The 16846-nt window shown below is 58.9% G+C and carries 16 protein-coding genes and 1 riboswitch; of the genes, 11 read left to right on the plus strand and 5 right to left on the minus strand.

Going from position 1 to position 16846, the window contains the following annotated elements; genetic code table 11:
- The first annotated feature begins 66 nt into the window (after positions 1 to 66).
- Positions 67 to 142, plus strand: a riboswitch (S-adenosyl-L-homocysteine riboswitch).
- Between the two features lie 16 nt (positions 143 to 158).
- The gene (gene ahcY / locus NAT23_RS08845; protein WP_433962197.1) at positions 159 to 1571 is read left to right on the plus strand and encodes an adenosylhomocysteinase; all 1413 of its coding nucleotides are present in this window, start codon (positions 159 to 161) and stop codon (positions 1569 to 1571) included.
- Between the two features lie 113 nt (positions 1572 to 1684).
- Here ahcY and NAT23_RS08850 read toward each other — a convergent pair whose 3' ends face one another.
- Positions 1685 to 2812 carry a glycerol dehydrogenase gene (locus NAT23_RS08850; RefSeq protein WP_251927562.1) on the minus strand — a complete coding sequence of 376 codons (1128 nt, stop codon included), beginning with the start codon at positions 2810 to 2812 and terminating at the stop codon, positions 1685 to 1687.
- A 187-nt stretch (positions 2813 to 2999) separates the two neighbouring features.
- On the opposite strand from NAT23_RS08850, the gene NAT23_RS08855 reads away from it, so the two are divergent.
- From NAT23_RS08855 to sodC, 3 genes are all read left to right on the plus strand, one after another.
- A complete protein-coding gene (locus tag NAT23_RS08855) occupies positions 3000 to 3836 on the plus strand; it encodes a UDP-2,3-diacylglucosamine diphosphatase (RefSeq protein WP_251927564.1) in 837 nt (278 codons plus the stop codon).
- A gap of 111 nt (positions 3837 to 3947) precedes the next feature.
- Complete coding sequence (metF, locus tag NAT23_RS08860) at positions 3948 to 4793, plus strand: methylenetetrahydrofolate reductase [NAD(P)H] (RefSeq protein ID WP_251927567.1); 846 nt, start codon at positions 3948 to 3950, stop codon at positions 4791 to 4793.
- Between the two features lie 67 nt (positions 4794 to 4860).
- Entirely contained in the window at positions 4861 to 5391 is a 531-nt protein-coding gene (sodC, locus tag NAT23_RS08865) for a superoxide dismutase [Cu-Zn] SodC (RefSeq protein WP_286009989.1), read from the plus strand.
- Positions 5392 to 5501: 110 nt separating this feature from the next.
- Here the strand turns inward: sodC and NAT23_RS08870 are convergent, their stop codons facing one another.
- Positions 5502 to 5753, minus strand: coding sequence for a YheV family putative zinc ribbon protein (locus NAT23_RS08870; RefSeq protein WP_251927569.1), 252 nt, complete (start codon positions 5751 to 5753; stop codon positions 5502 to 5504).
- Between the two features lie 64 nt (positions 5754 to 5817).
- On the minus strand, positions 5818 to 7869 hold the full coding sequence (gene prlC / locus NAT23_RS08875) for an oligopeptidase A (RefSeq protein ID WP_251927571.1): 2052 nt from the start codon (positions 7867 to 7869) through the stop codon (positions 5818 to 5820).
- A 119-nt stretch (positions 7870 to 7988) separates the two neighbouring features.
- Here prlC and NAT23_RS08880 point away from each other — a divergent pair, with 119 nt between their 5' ends.
- From NAT23_RS08880 to NAT23_RS08890, 3 genes are all read left to right on the plus strand, one after another.
- Positions 7989 to 9344 carry a sodium-dependent transporter gene (locus tag NAT23_RS08880; RefSeq protein ID WP_251927573.1) on the plus strand — a complete coding sequence of 452 codons (1356 nt, stop codon included), beginning with the start codon at positions 7989 to 7991 and terminating at the stop codon, positions 9342 to 9344.
- Between the two features lie 46 nt (positions 9345 to 9390).
- Positions 9391 to 9921, plus strand: coding sequence for a gamma carbonic anhydrase family protein (locus tag NAT23_RS08885; RefSeq protein ID WP_251927574.1), 531 nt, complete (start codon positions 9391 to 9393; stop codon positions 9919 to 9921).
- Between the two features lie 90 nt (positions 9922 to 10011).
- Positions 10012 to 10686, plus strand: coding sequence for a metal-dependent hydrolase (locus tag NAT23_RS08890; RefSeq protein WP_251927576.1), 675 nt, complete (start codon positions 10012 to 10014; stop codon positions 10684 to 10686).
- Between the two features lies 1 nt (position 10687).
- Here NAT23_RS08890 and NAT23_RS08895 read toward each other — a convergent pair whose 3' ends face one another.
- Positions 10688 to 11467: a GntR family transcriptional regulator gene (locus tag NAT23_RS08895; protein WP_251593527.1), complete on the minus strand. Its 780-nt coding sequence runs from the start codon at positions 11465 to 11467 to the stop codon at positions 10688 to 10690.
- A 286-nt stretch (positions 11468 to 11753) separates the two neighbouring features.
- Here NAT23_RS08895 and NAT23_RS08900 point away from each other — a divergent pair, with 286 nt between their 5' ends.
- From NAT23_RS08900 to NAT23_RS08915, 4 genes are all read left to right on the plus strand, one after another.
- A complete protein-coding gene (locus NAT23_RS08900; protein WP_251927578.1) occupies positions 11754 to 12509 on the plus strand; it encodes a (Fe-S)-binding protein in 756 nt (251 codons plus the stop codon).
- On the plus strand, positions 12506 to 13921 hold the full coding sequence (locus tag NAT23_RS08905) for a LutB/LldF family L-lactate oxidation iron-sulfur protein (RefSeq protein WP_251927580.1): 1416 nt from the start codon (positions 12506 to 12508) through the stop codon (positions 13919 to 13921). The genes NAT23_RS08900 and NAT23_RS08905 overlap by 4 nt, the downstream gene beginning before the upstream one ends.
- The gene (locus tag NAT23_RS08910; protein ID WP_251927581.1) at positions 13918 to 14571 is read left to right on the plus strand and encodes a LutC/YkgG family protein; all 654 of its coding nucleotides are present in this window, start codon (positions 13918 to 13920) and stop codon (positions 14569 to 14571) included. The genes NAT23_RS08905 and NAT23_RS08910 overlap by 4 nt, the downstream gene beginning before the upstream one ends.
- Before the next feature lie 112 nt (positions 14572 to 14683).
- The gene (locus tag NAT23_RS08915) at positions 14684 to 16384 is read left to right on the plus strand and encodes an L-lactate permease (protein WP_251927582.1); all 1701 of its coding nucleotides are present in this window, start codon (positions 14684 to 14686) and stop codon (positions 16382 to 16384) included.
- 98 nt (positions 16385 to 16482) lie between these two features.
- Here NAT23_RS08915 and NAT23_RS08920 read toward each other — a convergent pair.
- Positions 16483 to 16846 (minus strand): hypothetical protein (locus NAT23_RS08920; protein ID WP_251927583.1); only part of this gene is annotated, 364 nt, incomplete at its 5' end.

Genomic DNA, 16846 nt, shown 5'->3' on the forward strand with positions numbered 1-16846 from the left:
TCTTCGTTATACTGACGTCTTGTGGACCTTTTGACGGATTCAGGCGGTCGACAGGTTGATTACGTGCCGCTCGAGGGGCGCTGCAGCGGGTGACCGCGAGGCTCGAGGGGCGCTCATGAAGAGGCAACGGCGCCCATTCGCTAAGAATGGAGAAAGGTATGTGCGCAATGGCGTATGACACGACCAAAGGCGGTGATTTCAAGGTCGCGGATCTGTCGCTGGCCGACTGGGGCCGTCGCGAAATTCGCATCGCGGAAACCGAAATGCCCGCGCTGATGAAAATTCGCGAGAAATACCGTGCCGAGCAGCCGCTCGCGGGCGCCCGGATCGCGGGCTGCATTCACATGACCATCCAGACGGCGGTGTTGATCGAGACACTGATCGAGCTGGGTGCGAGCGTGCGCTGGTCCTCCTGCAATATCTTTTCAACCCAGGATCAGGCGGCAGCGGCCATCGCGGCGGCAGGCATCCCGGTCTTTGCCTGGAAAGGCGAAACCGAGGACGAGTTCTGGTGGTGCATCGAGCAGACCGTGGAAGGCCCCGATGGCTGGCAGCCCAACATGGTACTGGACGACGGTGGCGATCTGACCGAACTGCTGCACGACAAGTACCCGCAGCTGCTTGACGCCATCCACGGTATCAGTGAAGAAACCACCACCGGTGTTCACCGCCTGATCGAGATGATGAAGAAAGGCACGCTGAAAGTGCCGGCCATCAACGTCAACGACTCGGTGACCAAGTCCAAGAATGACAACAAGTACGGCTGCCGCCACTCGCTGAACGATGCGATCAAGCGCGCGCTCGACCATCTGCTCTCCGGCAAGCAGGCGCTGGTGATCGGCTACGGTGACGTGGGCAAGGGCTCTGCGGCCTCGCTTCGTCAGGAAGGCATGATCGTCAAGGTCTCCGAGATCGATCCGATCTGTGCGATGCAGGCGTGCATGGACGGCTATGAAGTTGTCTCGCCCTACGTCGATGGCGCCAACACCGAACGTGACGATGCGGTCGATACGACCCTGCTCGGCAAGATCGATCTGGTGGTAACCACGACCGGCAACGTCAATGTCTGCGACGCCGGCATGCTGAAGGCGCTCAAGAAAGGCGCGGTCGTCTGCAACATCGGTCACTTCGATAACGAAATCGACACCGCCTACATGCGCAAGCACTGGGGCTGGGAAGAAGTGAAGCCGCAGGTACACAAGATTTACCGCGACGGCTCGCAGGACAACTTCGACCCGACCAGCGACGACTACCTGCTGCTGCTCTCCGAAGGGCGCCTGGTCAACCTGGGCAACGCGACCGGTCACCCGTCTCGCGTGATGGACGGCTCCTTCGCCGACCAGGTGCTGGCGCAGATTCACTTGTACGAGCGCAAGTTCGCCGACCTCGAGGAAAGCGAGCGCAGCGCGCGGTTGACGGTCGAAGTGCTGCCCAAGCAGCTCGACGAGGAAGTCGCACGTTACATGGTCGAAGGCTTCGGCGGTGTGCTGACCAAGATGACGGCCAAACAGTCCGAGTACCTGGGCGTGCCGCAGGAAGGGCCGTTCAAGCCGGACGAGTACCGCTATTGATCGGCGCTGTTCAACGATCTGAGTTAAACGGATCCTGAACGCGAAATGCCGCCCCATGGGGCGGCATTTTTTTTGAATGGCGGCGGTTACTTACGCACGCCCGCGCTAAAGGCTCAAAGGCCGTGACGCGTCTTATAGCTTTGGGCGTAGCGGTCCACCGCGATCATGGCGCCAACGATCATCGAGGGTGTGGGCTCGAATGAAAGATTATGGCTGGTCTCGCCGTCTTTCAGTGCGGCGGTCGCGACCGCGTTCAAGGCCTTGGTGTCGTTGCTGTCCAACGACAGCGCCTCGAGCGTGACCGGCAAGCCGAGTTCGATGTAGAGCGCCAGGTAACGTTCGAACTCTTCATCCGAGGTGCCCTGAAGCATCAGCTGAGACAGCGTACCGTAGGCGACCTTTTCACCGTGGGTCAGGTGATGGATATCACCGGAAAGCGCAGTAAACCCGTTGTGAATCGCGTGCGCACAGGCAAGTCCGCCGCTTTCGAATCCGAGCCCGCTGAGCAGCGTATTGGCTTCGACCACAGCCTCGAGTGCGGGCGTTACGATGCCGGCCTGATTGGCCTGGAAGGCCTGGCGTGCGTAGGTAAACAGGGTTTTTTCGCAGGTTTCGCCGATGGCGGCGCCGAGTAGAGTGCTCTGTCCGCCTGCCATGGTGATCGAATTGGCGGCAATTGATGAGCGCGCCTCGATCCAGGTTGCCATGGCGTCGGCGATGCCGGAGGCCAGAAAACGCGCTGGTGCCTTTGCGATGATCTCGGTGTCGACCAGGACGAGGTCGGGGTTCTTGTCGTAAAAGCGGTAGCGGTCGAACCGCCCCTGATCGTCATAGATGACCGACAGCGCGCTGGTGGGCGCATCGGTCGAGGCTGTGGTTGGAAAGATCGCGCAGGCGCTGCCGATATCATCTGCGATGGCTTTTGCAGTATCGAGGGTCTTGCCGCCGCCGAGCCCGACAATGACGTCGGCGTCAAAGCGCTCGGCAAGCGCGGAGAGTCGCTCGATTTCGCCCGCCGAGGCTTCCCCGTTGAACTGCTCATGGTGGACATGGATGCCGGCCTGATCCAAATGGCCCAGCAGGGCGTTGCCCGTCATGTTCCAGACAAATTCATCGGCGACGATGAGGTGGCGCTGACCGATTTTCTTGAGGTGCTCGGCGCTGTCGAGGAGAATACCCGGGCCTTGTACATACCGTGATGGGCTGATGAAGACGCGGGGTGTCGGCTTGCTCGGTGCCATGGGGCCTCCTAGGTTTAAACGTCAGATGTATCGGGACGCTGCCTTTTCGAGGATAGGGGCTCAAAAGGGGCGTAACCACAACGAGGCCGTGGAAAATTGCCGCAGCTATAGCGAGCGGAAGGCGCCGAGAACCGAAGGGTTCAGCGGGTGTCTTTCGTATTGAAGTCGAAATAAAGGATAAGCCTTGATGACGTTGGATACCGAAAGCGTCGAAACCCTGTTCATCTCCGATCTTCATATGGGGACGCCCGACTGCCAGGCCAGTCGATTGATCAGCGTGCTCGAGCGCATTAACCCGAGCCGGATCTATCTGGTCGGTGACATCTTCGATCTGATCGCCATGCGCCGCCGCGCGGTGTTGACGCCTGCGCAGCAGCAGCTGATTTCAATGTTGATCGAACGTGCCCGCACCGATTGCGACATGATCTACATTCCCGGCAATCACGACGCTGCCTTTCGGCGCTTGTGCGGGTCGGAAATCTTCAACATTCGCATCGAGCAGGAATGCTTTTTCACGATGAAGGATGGTCGGAAGATGCTGATCGCTCATGGCGATGAGTTCGACGAGCAGATGCATGAGGCGGTGGCGCCCTGGCTTCACCAGCTTGGGAGTCGCATGCTTAACGGCCTTCGGGTGATCAATCGCTGGATCACGCAGACACGCGAGCGCTTCAATCTGCCGTACTGGTCACTGTCGGCCGCACTCAAGCGCCATTCCGAACGCACCAAGCGCTACATCAACGTATTCGAAACCGCCGCGATCGAGCGGGCGCGAACCGAGCGGACGCAAGGCTATATGGGTGGACACATCCACTTGCCGAGTCTCAGGGAGTACAACGGGTATCTGTATGCGAACTGTGGCGATTGGGTCGAGCACTGTACGGCGCTGGTGGAAATGAAGGACGGACAGTTCCACATGGTCGACTACGAGCTGACGGTACTGGCGACTGCGCCGTTCTACGAAGGCAACAACGCAGGTTCGGCAACACCGTCTAGGGCGCACGCCGTGTATGAATCAAATTGAAGTTGCTTCCAAGAAACATTCATTCGTTTCCTGATGGGGAGTCGGGCACAATTCTCTCATCGATAAGCCCTTTTATATCCGGTACCTACCGGCGCTAGACGAGAATAGATCATGAGCACCGAGTCCTCCCTGAGCATCAGTTTCGAATTCTTTCCGCCCCGCACGGAAGTCGGGGAGGAAAAACTGCGCCTCGTTCGTGACCGCCTGGCCGAGCGCTCGCCGCATTTCTTCTCGGTGACCTTCGGTGCAGGCGGTTCCACCCGTGAAAAAACGTTCGGAACCGTTCAGAGCGTACGCGAATTAGGTGTCGATACCGCGCCTCATCTGTCGTGCATTTCAAGCGAGCGCTCGGATCTTTCCGATCTCCTGAAGCGTTATCAGGATGTTGGCATCGAGCGGTTGGTCGCGCTTCGCGGCGACATGCCGTCCGGCTCCATGGGCGTCGGTGATTTTCGCTACGCCTCCGATCTGATCCAGTTCATTCGGGAGGAGACCGGCGATCACTTCAAGCTTTCGGTCGCGGCGTATCCCGAGTGCCACCCACAGTCCGACACCATCGAAAAGGACGTCAGCCGTTTCGTTGACAAGGTCAAGGCTGGGGCCGACATGGCCATCACTCAGTATTTCTTCAACGCCGACGCCTATTTCCACTTCGTCGACCGAGTGCGCGCCAAGGGCTGCGACGTGCCGATCATTCCGGGCATCATGCCGATCACCAACTACTCGAAGCTGGCCCGGTTCTCGGAGCTGTGCGGGGCTGAAATTCCCCGCTTTGCCCGCCGCCAGCTCGAGGCGTACGGCGATGATACCCAGAGCCTTCAGGCCTTTGGGCAGGAGTTCGTGACGAATCTGAGCCAGCAGTTGATCGATGGCGGTGCGCCGGGCATCCACTTCTACACGCTCAATCAGGCCGAGCCGAGCCTTGCCATTCTGGATGGGCTGTCCCTGCCGCGTTGATTCGCATCACCGCGGGCTCTGAGCTAGCGTTGTAGGGTGCATTAAAGCGCGAGGCAAGGAGACTGACATGTTGAAGCGAACTCTAGTGGCTGCGGCGTTGTCCGTAGCGGCAATGCCGGTGGCCATGGCCGACGTCGATGTCACGTTGAACAAGGTCGATGAGTCTGGCACCGGGGAAAGCGTGGGTAGCGTCACGCTCAAGGACACCCAATACGGCCTGTTGATTACTCCGGACATCCACGGCCTAACGCCCGGCAGCATGCATGGCTTTCATCTGCATCAGAACCCGAGCTGTCAATCGAGCACCAAGGACGGAGAGGTAACGCCGGCTGGTGCGGCCGGCGGTCACTTCGACCCGGCCGATACCGGCACCCACGCGGGGCCGTACGTCGAAGACAGTCACTTAGGCGATCTGCCTGTACTGATGGCTGGAGATGAAGGCAATGCGACCACACCGGTTCTGGCGCCGCGCCTCAAGGAGAGCGATCTGGCAGGTCATGCCCTGGTGATCCACGAAGGTGGCGACATCTACAGTGAACCGCCGAAGCTCGGCGGCGGTGGCGCGCGCTGGGCGTGCGGCGTCATCGAATCCGACTGAGCCGATCAAGCCCGCCAAACGCAAAACGGCCTATCCATCGATAGGCCGTTTTTTTGTGTCTGAACCGGCCGGATGCCGTCGATATAAACGTCGAGATCAGCGGAAAGCGATCACGATTTCGACGACGGCGTGATGATCTTGACGGTCTGTATGTCGTTATTCTGTTCGGTATCGCGCGGACGATTGACCCGTGTATCGAGCTCGTTGTTGCCGGGCTGCTCCTCGATCGGAAGCTGTTCGAAAAAGTCACAGCTGACGCATTCGCGATAACGAACGCCCTGGCTCTCCCAGGCGCGCACCCGATCTATCTCGGCGCAGCGTGGACAGATTGCCCCGGCAATAAAACGTTTTGGCGTGGACATTCACGGCCTCCTTAAAAGAAGGGGCCGGAAGACCGGCCCCGATGTACAGCAAAAAGCGTCAGTATCAGGCAACGTCGTCGGTAACGATGCCGGAGTGGCGAAGCAGGGGGTCGATGCTAGGTGCACGACCACGGAAGGCTTCGAACAGCGTCGCTGCATCGCGGGCGCCACCCATTTCGAGCACGTTCTCCCGGAAGCTCTGGCCAGTCTCACGGTCGAACGTGCCGGCCTCCTCGAACGCCGAAAACGCATCGGCCGACAGCACTTCTGCCCATTTATAGCTGTAATACCCGGCTGCGTAGCCGCCGGCGAAGATATGGCTGAAACCGTGCTGGAAACGGTTCTTGTCGGCGCGCGGAGTCACGCTGACCTGATCGCGAACCTGGTTCAAGAGCGCTTGAATGGCGTCTGCCGAGGGCGCGCTCTGCTCATGGTGGAGGCGCAGATCAAACAGCGAGAATTCGATCTGGCGCATCATCTGCATGGCGGACTGGAAATTGCGCGCAGCCTTTAGCTTCTCGAACAGGTCATCGGGCAGCGGCTCGCCGGTATCGACGTGCGAGGCAATCATATCGAGCCCCTCGCGCTCCCAGCAGAAGTTCTCCATGAACTGGCTCGGCAGTTCCACCGCGTCCCAGGCGACACCGTTGATGCCGGAAACATCAGCAACGTCCTGCTTGGTCAGCATGTGATGCAGGCCATGGCCGAACTCATGGAACAGCGTTAGCACTTCGTCGTGGGTCAAAAGCGCCGGCTTGTCGCCTACGGGGCGAGTGAAGTTGCAGGTCAGGTACGCCACCGGCAACTGCAGGCTGCCATCGCTGCGTGTTCTGCGTACGCGACACTCATCCATCCAGGCGCCGCCGCGTTTGCCTTCACGAGCATAAAGATCGAGGTAGAAGCCTGCGATGATGTCACCCTGATCGAGAATATCGAAATAGCGAACGTCGTCATGCCACTTGGGTACGTCAGTGCGTTCTTCGAACGTCAGTCCGTACAGGCGTTCGGTGACCTTGAACAGGCCATCGACGGCCTTGGGTGCCGGAAAGTAGGGGCGAAGCTCTTCCTGAGAGATGGCGTAGCGCTGCTGGCGGAGCTTCTCGCTGACGTAGCCGATGTCCCACGCATTCAGGTGCTCGATATCAAGCTCATCGAGGGCAAACTGACGAAGCGTTGCCATGTCTTCCTGCGCCTGGGGGAGTGCGCGGTCGGCCAGGTCGATCAGGAAGTCCAGCACCTGCTGCGGGCTATCGGCCATCTTGGTGTAGAGCGAGTAATCGGCGTAGGTCTCGAAGCCGAGCATGCTCGCGAGCTCCTGACGCAGTGTGACGATCTCGCTCATGATGTGTGAGTTGTCGAATTCGCCGGCGTTCGGGCCCTGGTCGGAGGCGCGAGTGGTAAAGGCCGTATAGACCGTTTCACGAAGCGCCCGGTCGTCGGCGTAGGTGATGACCGGGTAGAAGCTCGGAAAATCGAGTGTAATGCGATACCCGTCCTTGCCCTTGGCTTCGGCATTGGCTTTAAGCGTATCGAGTCCGCTTTGGGGAATGCCCGCCAGCCGCGTGTCATCCTCAAGCTCGAGCGACCACGCCTGCGTTGCATCAAGTACGTGGTTCGAAAAAGTGTTCGAAAGCTCTGAAAGCCGCGCCTTGATCTCGCCAAAGCGCGTTTTTTGCTCGTCGGGCAGCGCGACGCCCGCCAGACGAAAATCGCGCAGGGTATGTTCGATGGACGTCTGCTGCGCGGTCGTCAGCGTGTCGAAGTCGCTTCCGTCCTTCAGCGCCTGATAGGCCTTGAACAGCCCTTCATGCTGACCGAGCCAGGTGCCGTATGCCGAAAGCTTGGCCAAACAGGCCTGATAGGCCTCGCGAAGCTCTGGAGTGTTCATGGTGGCGTTGAGGTGTGATACCGGTGACCATGCCTGTGAAAGGCGGTCATTCAGGGTTTCCAGCGGTTTGGCAAGCGCGTCCCAGCTGTAGGTGTTCTGGGCAACCAGTCGCTCGATCTCGGCCTTGTTGTCATCGATCAATTGATCGATGGCGGGCTCGATGTGTTCCGGGTGAATGGCCTGAAACGGCGGCAGTGTGTGGGAATCGAGCAATGGATTGTCGGACATGAAAGACCTCGCAGCCTGCGAAAAGATATACTCACAACAATGAGGGTGCGGCGAGCGACTTTCAATCGCACCACTCATGACGAATCTTCAAGGCCAGAGAATTATTAAGGAAACGACCTATGAGTGAAGTGGCCGAGCGCTGGGGATCACGGCGGGCGTTTATCATGGCGATGACAGGCGCGGCCGTTGGTCTTGGAAACATTTGGCGTTTTCCCTACATGACCGGTGAGAACGGCGGCGCGGCCTTTTTGATGCTGTACGTGATGTTCGTGCTGATACTGGGGCTTCCGGTCATGATGGCGGAAATCGCGGTCGGCCGCGCCGGACGCCGCACCCCGATGCAGGCGCTGTCGCATCTGGCGGTCAATAATCAGCGCTCGCCCCATTGGCGCTGGATCGGGCTTATGGGCGCCGTGACCGTCTTTTTCATCCTCTCGTTCTACTCGGTGGTGTCGGGGTGGTCGCTCGAGTATCTGTTCGATTCAGTGACCGGGCGTTTCGCCGGGCAGAGCGGCGCCGTGATCGGCCAGTCGTTCGAGGGCTTTCTGGCGGATCCCTTTCGGATCATCTTCAACCACACCGTCTTCATGCTCATGACCATGACCGTGGTGGCGGCGGGTATCGGCGGCGGGCTTGAAAAGCTCAATAACGTCTTGATGCCGCTTTTGTACATTGTTCTGTTCGTGCTGGTCGGCTACGGAGCGACGACGTCCGGGTTTCAGGACGCGCTTGCCTGGCTGTTCACGCCCAATCTCAGCGTGATCACGACGTCTGTCGTGCTCAACGCCATGGGCCATGCGTTTTTCACCCTGGCGATCGGTGCGTGTGCGCTGATGGCCTATGGTGCGTACATGCCGGAACATCAGAGTCTGCCCAAGGCGGTGCTGACGGTGGCCGTGCTGGATATTCTGGTAGCTCTATTATCCGGTATCGCCATCTTTTCGGTGGTGTTTTCGCAAGGAATGGATCCGGCGTCAGGCCCGGGGCTCATGTTTGTAACGCTCCCGATCGCCTTTGCCGATCTTCCCGGCGGAAGTCTTTGGCTTGGGGCCTTCTTCCTGCTTCTGGCCATGGCGACCTGGACGTCCTCGATCAATCTGGCCGAGCCGATGGTTGCCATGGTGAAGTCCGATCGCATGAGTCGGAGCCAGGCCGCGATGCTGGTCGGTGGCGGCGTATGGCTTGTAGGCTTGCCCTCGGCGCTTTCGTTTTCCACGCTGAAATCCTGGTACCTCTGGGGCGATGGCAACTTCTTTGACGTCGTGACCACGGTGCCGACCGACATCTTCCTGCCCCTGGGCGGGGCGTTGATTGCGGTCTTTGCCGTCTGGGTCATGGACAGGGACGAGGTGTTCAAGGCGCTGGGTGGCTCTAACGCCCTGTGCCAGACGTGGCTTTGGCTGACGCGATGGGTGTCGATTCCACTGGTGGTGGTGGTGCTCATGGCGCCACTGATCAAGAGCTGGCTGACCTAAGGCGCTTCGGCGCCGCAGTGATCGAAATGAATCAGGAGAAGAGACAATGGGCGTTCGTACGTTCGAAGGACACTCGCCGCAGTGCGGTGAGCGCGTATTCATCGATGAGGCCAGTACGGTGATTGGTAATGTTGAGCTGGGCGATGACTGCTCGGTCTGGCCGACGGCGGTGATCCGGGGCGACATGCATCGCATCCAAATCGGTGCACGCACCAGCATCCAGGATGGCTGTGTGCTCCACATCACTCACGCAAGCGACTTCAATCCGGAAGGTTACCCGTTGACGATCGGTTCAGACGTCACGGTCGGGCATCGTGCGGTGCTGCATGGCTGCACGGTGGGCGACAAGGTGCTGGTTGGCATGGGGGCTATCGTGCTGGATGGCGCCGTGGTCGAAAGTGAAGTGTTGATCGCGGCGGGCGCCATGGTGCCGCCGGGCAAGCGGCTTGAGCGGGGGTATGTCTACGCGGGCAACCCGGCCAAGGCGCTTCGCCCCTTGAAGGAAGAGGAGTACCGCTTTTTCGAGTACTCGGCCAACAACTACGTCGCGCTCAAGGATCGGTTTTTGGCGTCGTGATCGGATATCACCGCCTTTTTTAATCCAACCTATTGTTATAGCTGTTTTTTCTGGGTCATACTCTGTTTTTTTATCCAGTAGTAAACAGCTATGGCAAACTTCAACACGCATCTGGGTGTGGCGACTGTCGGCGGCGTTGTTACCGCAGGGCTCGGGTTTCAGGCGGGTCTTTGGCCCTGGACGGATGCGTTCACGGTTGCGGGGCTGGTGGCGCTCGGCGGCATTTTACCGGACATCGATTCCGACAATTCCCACGCGATTCGGTTGATGTTCACGGTGCTTGCCATTCTCGGGGTGGTGATCAGCATCGGGATGTATCAGTCGAGGTTACCGATGCCGTGGCTACTCGGGCTTGGTGCCGGGACATTTCTCGCAATACGGTATCTGGGCAGCGCCATCTTCAAGCGCTTTTCGGTCCACCGGGGGATCTGGCACTCACTATTGGCCGCCGCCGTCAGTGGCGCCGCCGTCAGTGGCTTGAGCTATCAGTTGTTCCAGCAACCGCCGACGCAGGCGTGGTGCCATGGTGTGGCGCTGTTCGTCGGTGCCTGCATTCATCTTTTGCTTGATGAGTGCTACAGCATCGATCTGGCCGGCACCCGCATCAAGCGCTCCTTTGGAACGGCCTTCAAGCTTTTCGATTATGGCTCTCCAGCCACCGCGGTATTGATGCTGTTGGCCTTTGCCTCCCTCACGCCCTGGCTTCCACCCACCGAGGCCCTGTTGGCGCTGGTTCAGCACACCTGGTCGCTGTTTGTGACCTGACCTAGCGCGGAAGATGGGTTTGGGAGCGTCTCAGTGCCCGCTGGTTGCGCGTTTCGGCGCGCTCCATCTCCAGAATATTGTCCTCGACGAATGCCAGATGCTCATGCGCGCTGGCGCGGGCGTCGTCGGCTCGTCCTTCCAGAATCGCTTCAAGCAGGGTCCGGTGTTGCTGGATCAAGACGTCGCGCGTGCCTGGCTTTTCGAACAGAAACGCAAGATTGGCCGTGATGCTTTTTTCAAGCAGATGAAAGATGCCGCGCACGTTATGCAGCACCAACACGTTATGCGCCGCTTCCGCGATGGCGAAGTGAAAGGCGGCATCGGCCTGCGCCTCGGACTGGGCGTGGCGCTCGCTCGAGGGGTGGTTGTAACTGTCGGTCAGGGCGTCGAAGCAGGCCTGAAGTCTGTCCCGGTCGGCCTGGGTCGAGCGGAGTGCAGCGTAATACGCGGCAATGCCCTCCATGGCCGAGCGAAATTCCAGCAAATCGAGATGAAATTCCTCGTGCCGTGCCAGCATCTCGAGCATGGGATCGTCGAACCCGCCGTTCAGGCGTTCGCTGACAAAATTGCCCCCGCCCTGGCGACTGGTTAGAAGCCCTCGGGCCGACAGCTTTTGAATCGCTTCACGAACCGAGGGGCGTGAGACTCCGAACTGCTCGGCCAGCTCCCGCTCCGGCGGTAGTTTCTGACCCGGGAGCAGGCTGCCCTCGAGCATCATCGCTTCAAGGCGCTCGGTAATGACATCAGCCAGGCGTGGCTGGCGAAGCGGAGGATAGGCCATGCGGTTCTCGCTCGATAAAGAATGGGCCAACCAGGGATCGGCAGTGGTGTCATTGTGTCAAAAGCCACAATCGGCCCAAAGGTATAAATTGGTATTACCAATATATAGTAAGGGATCTAAAGCTGACGACTGGGCAATGCCCTGTAATTGTTGATCTTTTATAGCGTTATACTAATTGATACGCCGGCTTCGCTGACAAGGCGTTGACCGTGGTCAAGCGAAGCGCCTACCGTAACTTACACCAACTATAAATTGGTTTTACCAATTATCAGCCGTGGGCGTTCGGATGAGCACAGTGAAGCTGTATCCCCCAAAACCGGAGAAGGTGTATTTCTTCGGAACCTGTCTGATCGATGTGTTCTATCCCGGCGCGGGGTTGGATGCTGTTTCGTTGCTTGAACGAGAAAACATCGAGGTCCTCTTTCCCGACGGCCAGACCTGCTGCGGTCAGCCGGCCTTTACGTCAGGGTATCGCGCCCAGGCCATCGACGTGGCTCGTCATCAGCTGCGTCTGTTCGACGAGCCCTGGCCGATCATCGTGCCCTCGGGCTCCTGCGGGGGAATGATGCGGCGTCATTATCCGGAACTCTTTGACGGTCAGCCCGAAGAGCAGGTCGCCAATTCAGTAGCCGAGCGGATATTTGAGCTGACCGAATTTCTGGTACACGTCTGTCATGTTCGGCTTAAGGATCATGGCCCGGATGAGCGGGTAGCCATGCATACGTCCTGCAGCGCTCGACGAGAGATGGGCCTTGCCGATACCGGCCCGGCGCTTCTACGTCAGTTGAGCAACGTTACTCTGGTCGAGCAGGCGCGTGCTTCGGAGTGCTGCGGGTTCGGCGGTACCTTTTCGGTCAAGCATGGCAAGGTCTCTCAGGCCATGGTTGAGGATAAATGTGCAGCGATCGAAGCGGCGCAGGCGGAGCATCTGGTCACGTCTGATTGCGGGTGTCTCATGAATATCGATGGGCACTTTAAGTACCGCAAGGCCAAGGTTCAAGGTGAGCACATTGCAAGCTATCTATGGCGGCGCAGCTCATGAGTGTAAAAACCTTCACCCCGGCAGCGTTTCACCACCAATCGGCACAGGCGCTTTCCAACCCTCAGCTCAGGCATAACTTCCGGGGCGCCATGGATGGATTGATGGCCAAGCGTCTTGGCTCATTCGATTCGTGGGACATCGAGGCCCTGCGTGATCTTGGTCAGGGCATTCGTCAAAAGGCGCTGCGCTACCTTCCAGATCTTCTCGAGCAGCTCGAAGCCAACTGTCAGCGTAACGGCATTACCGTGCACTGGGCCGAGAGCGCCGACGATGCTGGCCGCGTGATCACGGAGCTTTGCAAGGCCCGCGGCGCTCAAAGCGTGATCAAGGGCAAATCGATGGTGTCCGAGGAGGTTGAGCTCAACGCCCGGCTGGCCGAGGCCGGTATCGAGGCGCTCGAATCCGATCTGGGGGAATACATCGTGCAGATGGCGGAGGAAACGCCCTCGCACATCATCATGCCGGCGATTCATAAGAACACCGCCGACATCTCGACATTGATGCATCAGCGCACCGGTACTCGTGAGACAAATGATGCCGAGGAGCTGACGCATGCCGCACGGGCGCAACTCCGCGACCGGTTTCAGACGGCCGATGTCGGCATTTCCGGGGTCAATTTCGCGGTGGCCGAAACCGGTACCCTGTGTCTGGTGGAAAACGAAGGCAATGGCCGTTTGACCACGACGGTGCCGCCGGTGCACATCGCGATCACCGGGATCGAAAAGGTGGTGGCTGAATTCAAGGATGTACCGCCGCTTTATGCGCTTCTTACCCGTTCGGCCATCGGCCAGAACGTTACTACCTACTTCAACATGATCAGTGGCCCTCGGCGGGGCCAGGAAGTGGATGGTCCGGAAGAAGTGCATCTGGTGCTGGTCGATAATGGCCGCTCCCGTATGTATCAGGATGAGGAGTATGCCGAGACGCTTCAGTGCATTCGCTGCGGCGCCTGCATGAACCACTGCCCGGTGTACACCCGGGTGGGTGGCCATACTTACGGTACGACCTATCCAGGGCCGATCGGCAAGATCCTGATGCCGCATCTTCTAGGGCTTAACACCACCAAAAACTTACCCACAGCCTCAAGTTTATGCGGGGCCTGTGGAGAAGTATGCCCGGTGCGCATCCCCATCCCGAAATTGCTGGTTCGGCTTCGAAACGAGGCGGTGGGCGAGGGCAAGGGCAACATCGAAGGCGCCGGCAGTGCACGTCGGCCGATGGAGGCCATGGGCTGGAAACTGTTTTCCTGGCTGGCTCGACATCCCCGCTGCTGGCGGGTGGGAGTGCGAGTCGTGCAGGCGTGCCGTTCGGCGGTGCCGAAGCGGGTCGCGCCCTGGACCGACAACCGAGTGCGACCGACGCCGGCTGCAACCTCGCTCAAACAACAACTGGCACAGCGGAGGCGCTCATGAGTGCACGCGATCGTATCCTTTCGCGGTTGCGTGAGCGCGCCGCACCAGCGCCTACACAGTTTACTGAGCTTGATTACAGCGTCATGCATCGGCCGCTTGATGCGGCCGTGCGCAAGACCCGTTTCCTTGAATCGCTTCGTGCAGCCCGAGCCGAGGTCATCGAAACCACGGAAGCGACCTGGACGGATGCACTGGCAAAAGTGCTCGATTCACGAGAAATCACTGCGCTGGGGCTGGGCGAGATTCACCCCTGGGCGCAAGCAGCGCGGCGTGACCTAAAGGACGGCCGCCGGCGGCTGGTGTCGTTTGCGTCGGTTAAAGGGCGTGAGGCATTCGAGCGTCTCGAGGCGGGTCTGACGTCATCCTGCGGTGCCATTGCAGAGACCGGTTCGGTCTGTCTTTGGCCTGACGCTGATGAACCCCGAAGCCTGAGTCTGATTCCGCCTGTCCACATTGTGGTGGTCGATGAACGCCACATTTACTCGAGCTTTTTCGAGCTGCAATCGGCTCAGTCCTGGCACAAGGGGTTGCCCAGCAATGCGTTGCTGATTTCGGGGCCGAGCAAGACCGCTGACATCGAACAGACGCTGGTGTTCGGGGCGCACGGCCCGAAAGCGCTGGTCGTGCTCTTGATCACACGGTCTGACTGATTTCCGGCCAGGCTGCCATGGCCATCCAATTCCAACGGCAGCAGCACGTTTCTATCACGCAGCACAATAATCACAACCAAGGCAGCGGCCTTATAGATCAGGAAGCGAAGTTATGGGGAGCATGTGGATTCAGGCGGTAGCCTTTACTCCGCTGGTATTGGCGGGGATCTTGCTATTGGGATTGAACTGGCCTGCCAAACGCGCCATGCCGTTGGTGCTGGCCGTGACCGTGGCCCTTGCCCTAATCGTCTGGCAGATGAGCGCGATTCGAGTAGGTGCCTCCATTATTCAGGGGCTTTTACTGACCCTGTCGATCCTCTGGATCATCTTCGGCGCCATTTTATTGTTGAATACGCTCAAACACTCAGGCGCGATCGCGGCGATCCGCGGCGGCTTTTCAACCATCTCACCGGACCCACGCATTCAAGCCATCATCGTTGCCTGGCTGTTTGGCTGCTTCATTGAAGGTGCTTCGGGCTTTGGCACTACGGCGGCAGTGGCCGCGCCGTTATTGGTCGCGCTCGGCTTTCCCGGTATGGCGGCAGTCGTCATGGGCATGATGATCCAATCCACGCCGGTATCGTTCGGTGCGGTAGGCACTCCGATCGTGGTTGGAGTGACCGGAGGCCTCGATAAGGCGGCGGTCACCGAGCAGTTGATTGCGCAAGGCTCGAGCTGGGAGCAGTTCTATCATCTGATTACCTCGGGCGTAGCGCTGACACATGCGGTGGTCGGTCTTTTCATGCCGCTGCTCATGAGCATGATGCTGACCCGCTTCTTCGGCGAAAACAAACGCTGGCGTGAAGGGCTTGAAGTGGCGCCCTTTGCACTGTTTGCCGGGGCAAGCTTCGTTATTCCCTATGCCCTGGCCGGTATATTCCTGGGGCCTGAGTTCCCGTCCCTGATCGGCTCACTGGTCGGGCTTGCGGTCACCGTGCTGGCGGCACGAAAGGGCCTTTTTCTTCCCAAGCGCCAGTGGCGGTTTCCCCCGCTATCCCAGTGGCCTGAGGTCTGGAAGGGCAACATCGAGATTCGCTACGACGATGTGGCGGATAAGGCCCCGATGAAACTGTGGCTTGCCTGGCTGCCTTATCTGGTACTCGCCGTGCTATTGGTGGTTACGCGTGTCTTTCCCGAGGTTAAGGCGTGGTTCGTGGCAACGCTCTCCTTTGGGTGGAATGGGATTCTCGGGGAGGAGGATGTCTCGAGTGCGATTTCGCCGCTGTACTTGCCCGGCGGGGTCATGCTGATCGTGGTCGCCATTACCTTCTTTCTACACCGCATGACGGCGACTCAAATGAAAGACGCGGTCACGGAGTCGTCGAAAACCCTGTTGGGCGCGGGATTCGTATTGGTGTTTACCGTGCCGATGGTGCGCATCTTGATCAATTCAGGCGTCAACGCAGCGGAGCTTACCTCCATGCCGGTGGCCATGGCCGATCTGGTGACTTCAACCGTTGGTAGTGTCTATCCGTTCTTTGCCTCGAGCGTAGGGGCGTTGGGTGCCTTCATTGCAGGTTCCAACACCATCTCGAATCTGATGTTGTCGCAGTTCCAGTTCAGTGTGGGTCAATTGCTTGGGTCATCCAGTGTATTGATCGTGGTCATGCAGGCGGTCGGCGCCGCTGCGGGCAACATGATCGCTATCCATAACGTGGTGGCCGCGTCGGCAACGGTTGGGCTTCTGGATCGTGAAGGGCAGGTACTTAGAAAGACGATACTGCCCACACTCTATTACCTGGTTGCCTCTGGCCTTATCGCGATTCTCTTTTTGGGGGTCGCGGAAGCGTTTGATCCCTTGGTCGGCCACTAACGATTGGCAAGGCATTCTTCCTATCTATAAAGGCGCACCGCGTATCGCCCTTCAGGCCCCGGTCTGCGGGGCGCTTTTGCATTGGTGTCATCCGGATGTCATCTTTTTTCGACAAAGGGGTTGCGCTCGAGTCGGTGCGTGGGTAAAGTACGCATCCGCTGTCGGGGACGTCGCAAACGGCCAGGCAGTATGAAGTGCGCAAGGCGCTGATTTGGTTTGGTTTTTCTAGGCTTTTTTGAAAAATCGAACGTTGACATTTCAGCCCGGTTCGGTAGAATGCGTCGCACTTCATCGGACGCAGCTTCGAGTGATTGAAGAGCGGTTTTCTTGCTCTTCAGATCGGAATTTGGTTTTCTGATCGGTCGCTCAAAATTGAAGCTTGACAGTCCGGCTCGGATGAGTAGAATGCTCATCCACTCGCTACAGGGCACAGCCCACAGCGAGACGCTCTTTAACAAGTCG

It is taken from the genome of Larsenimonas salina (assembly GCF_023736155.1).
Taxonomy (GTDB): domain Bacteria; phylum Pseudomonadota; class Gammaproteobacteria; order Pseudomonadales; family Halomonadaceae; genus Larsenimonas; species Larsenimonas salina.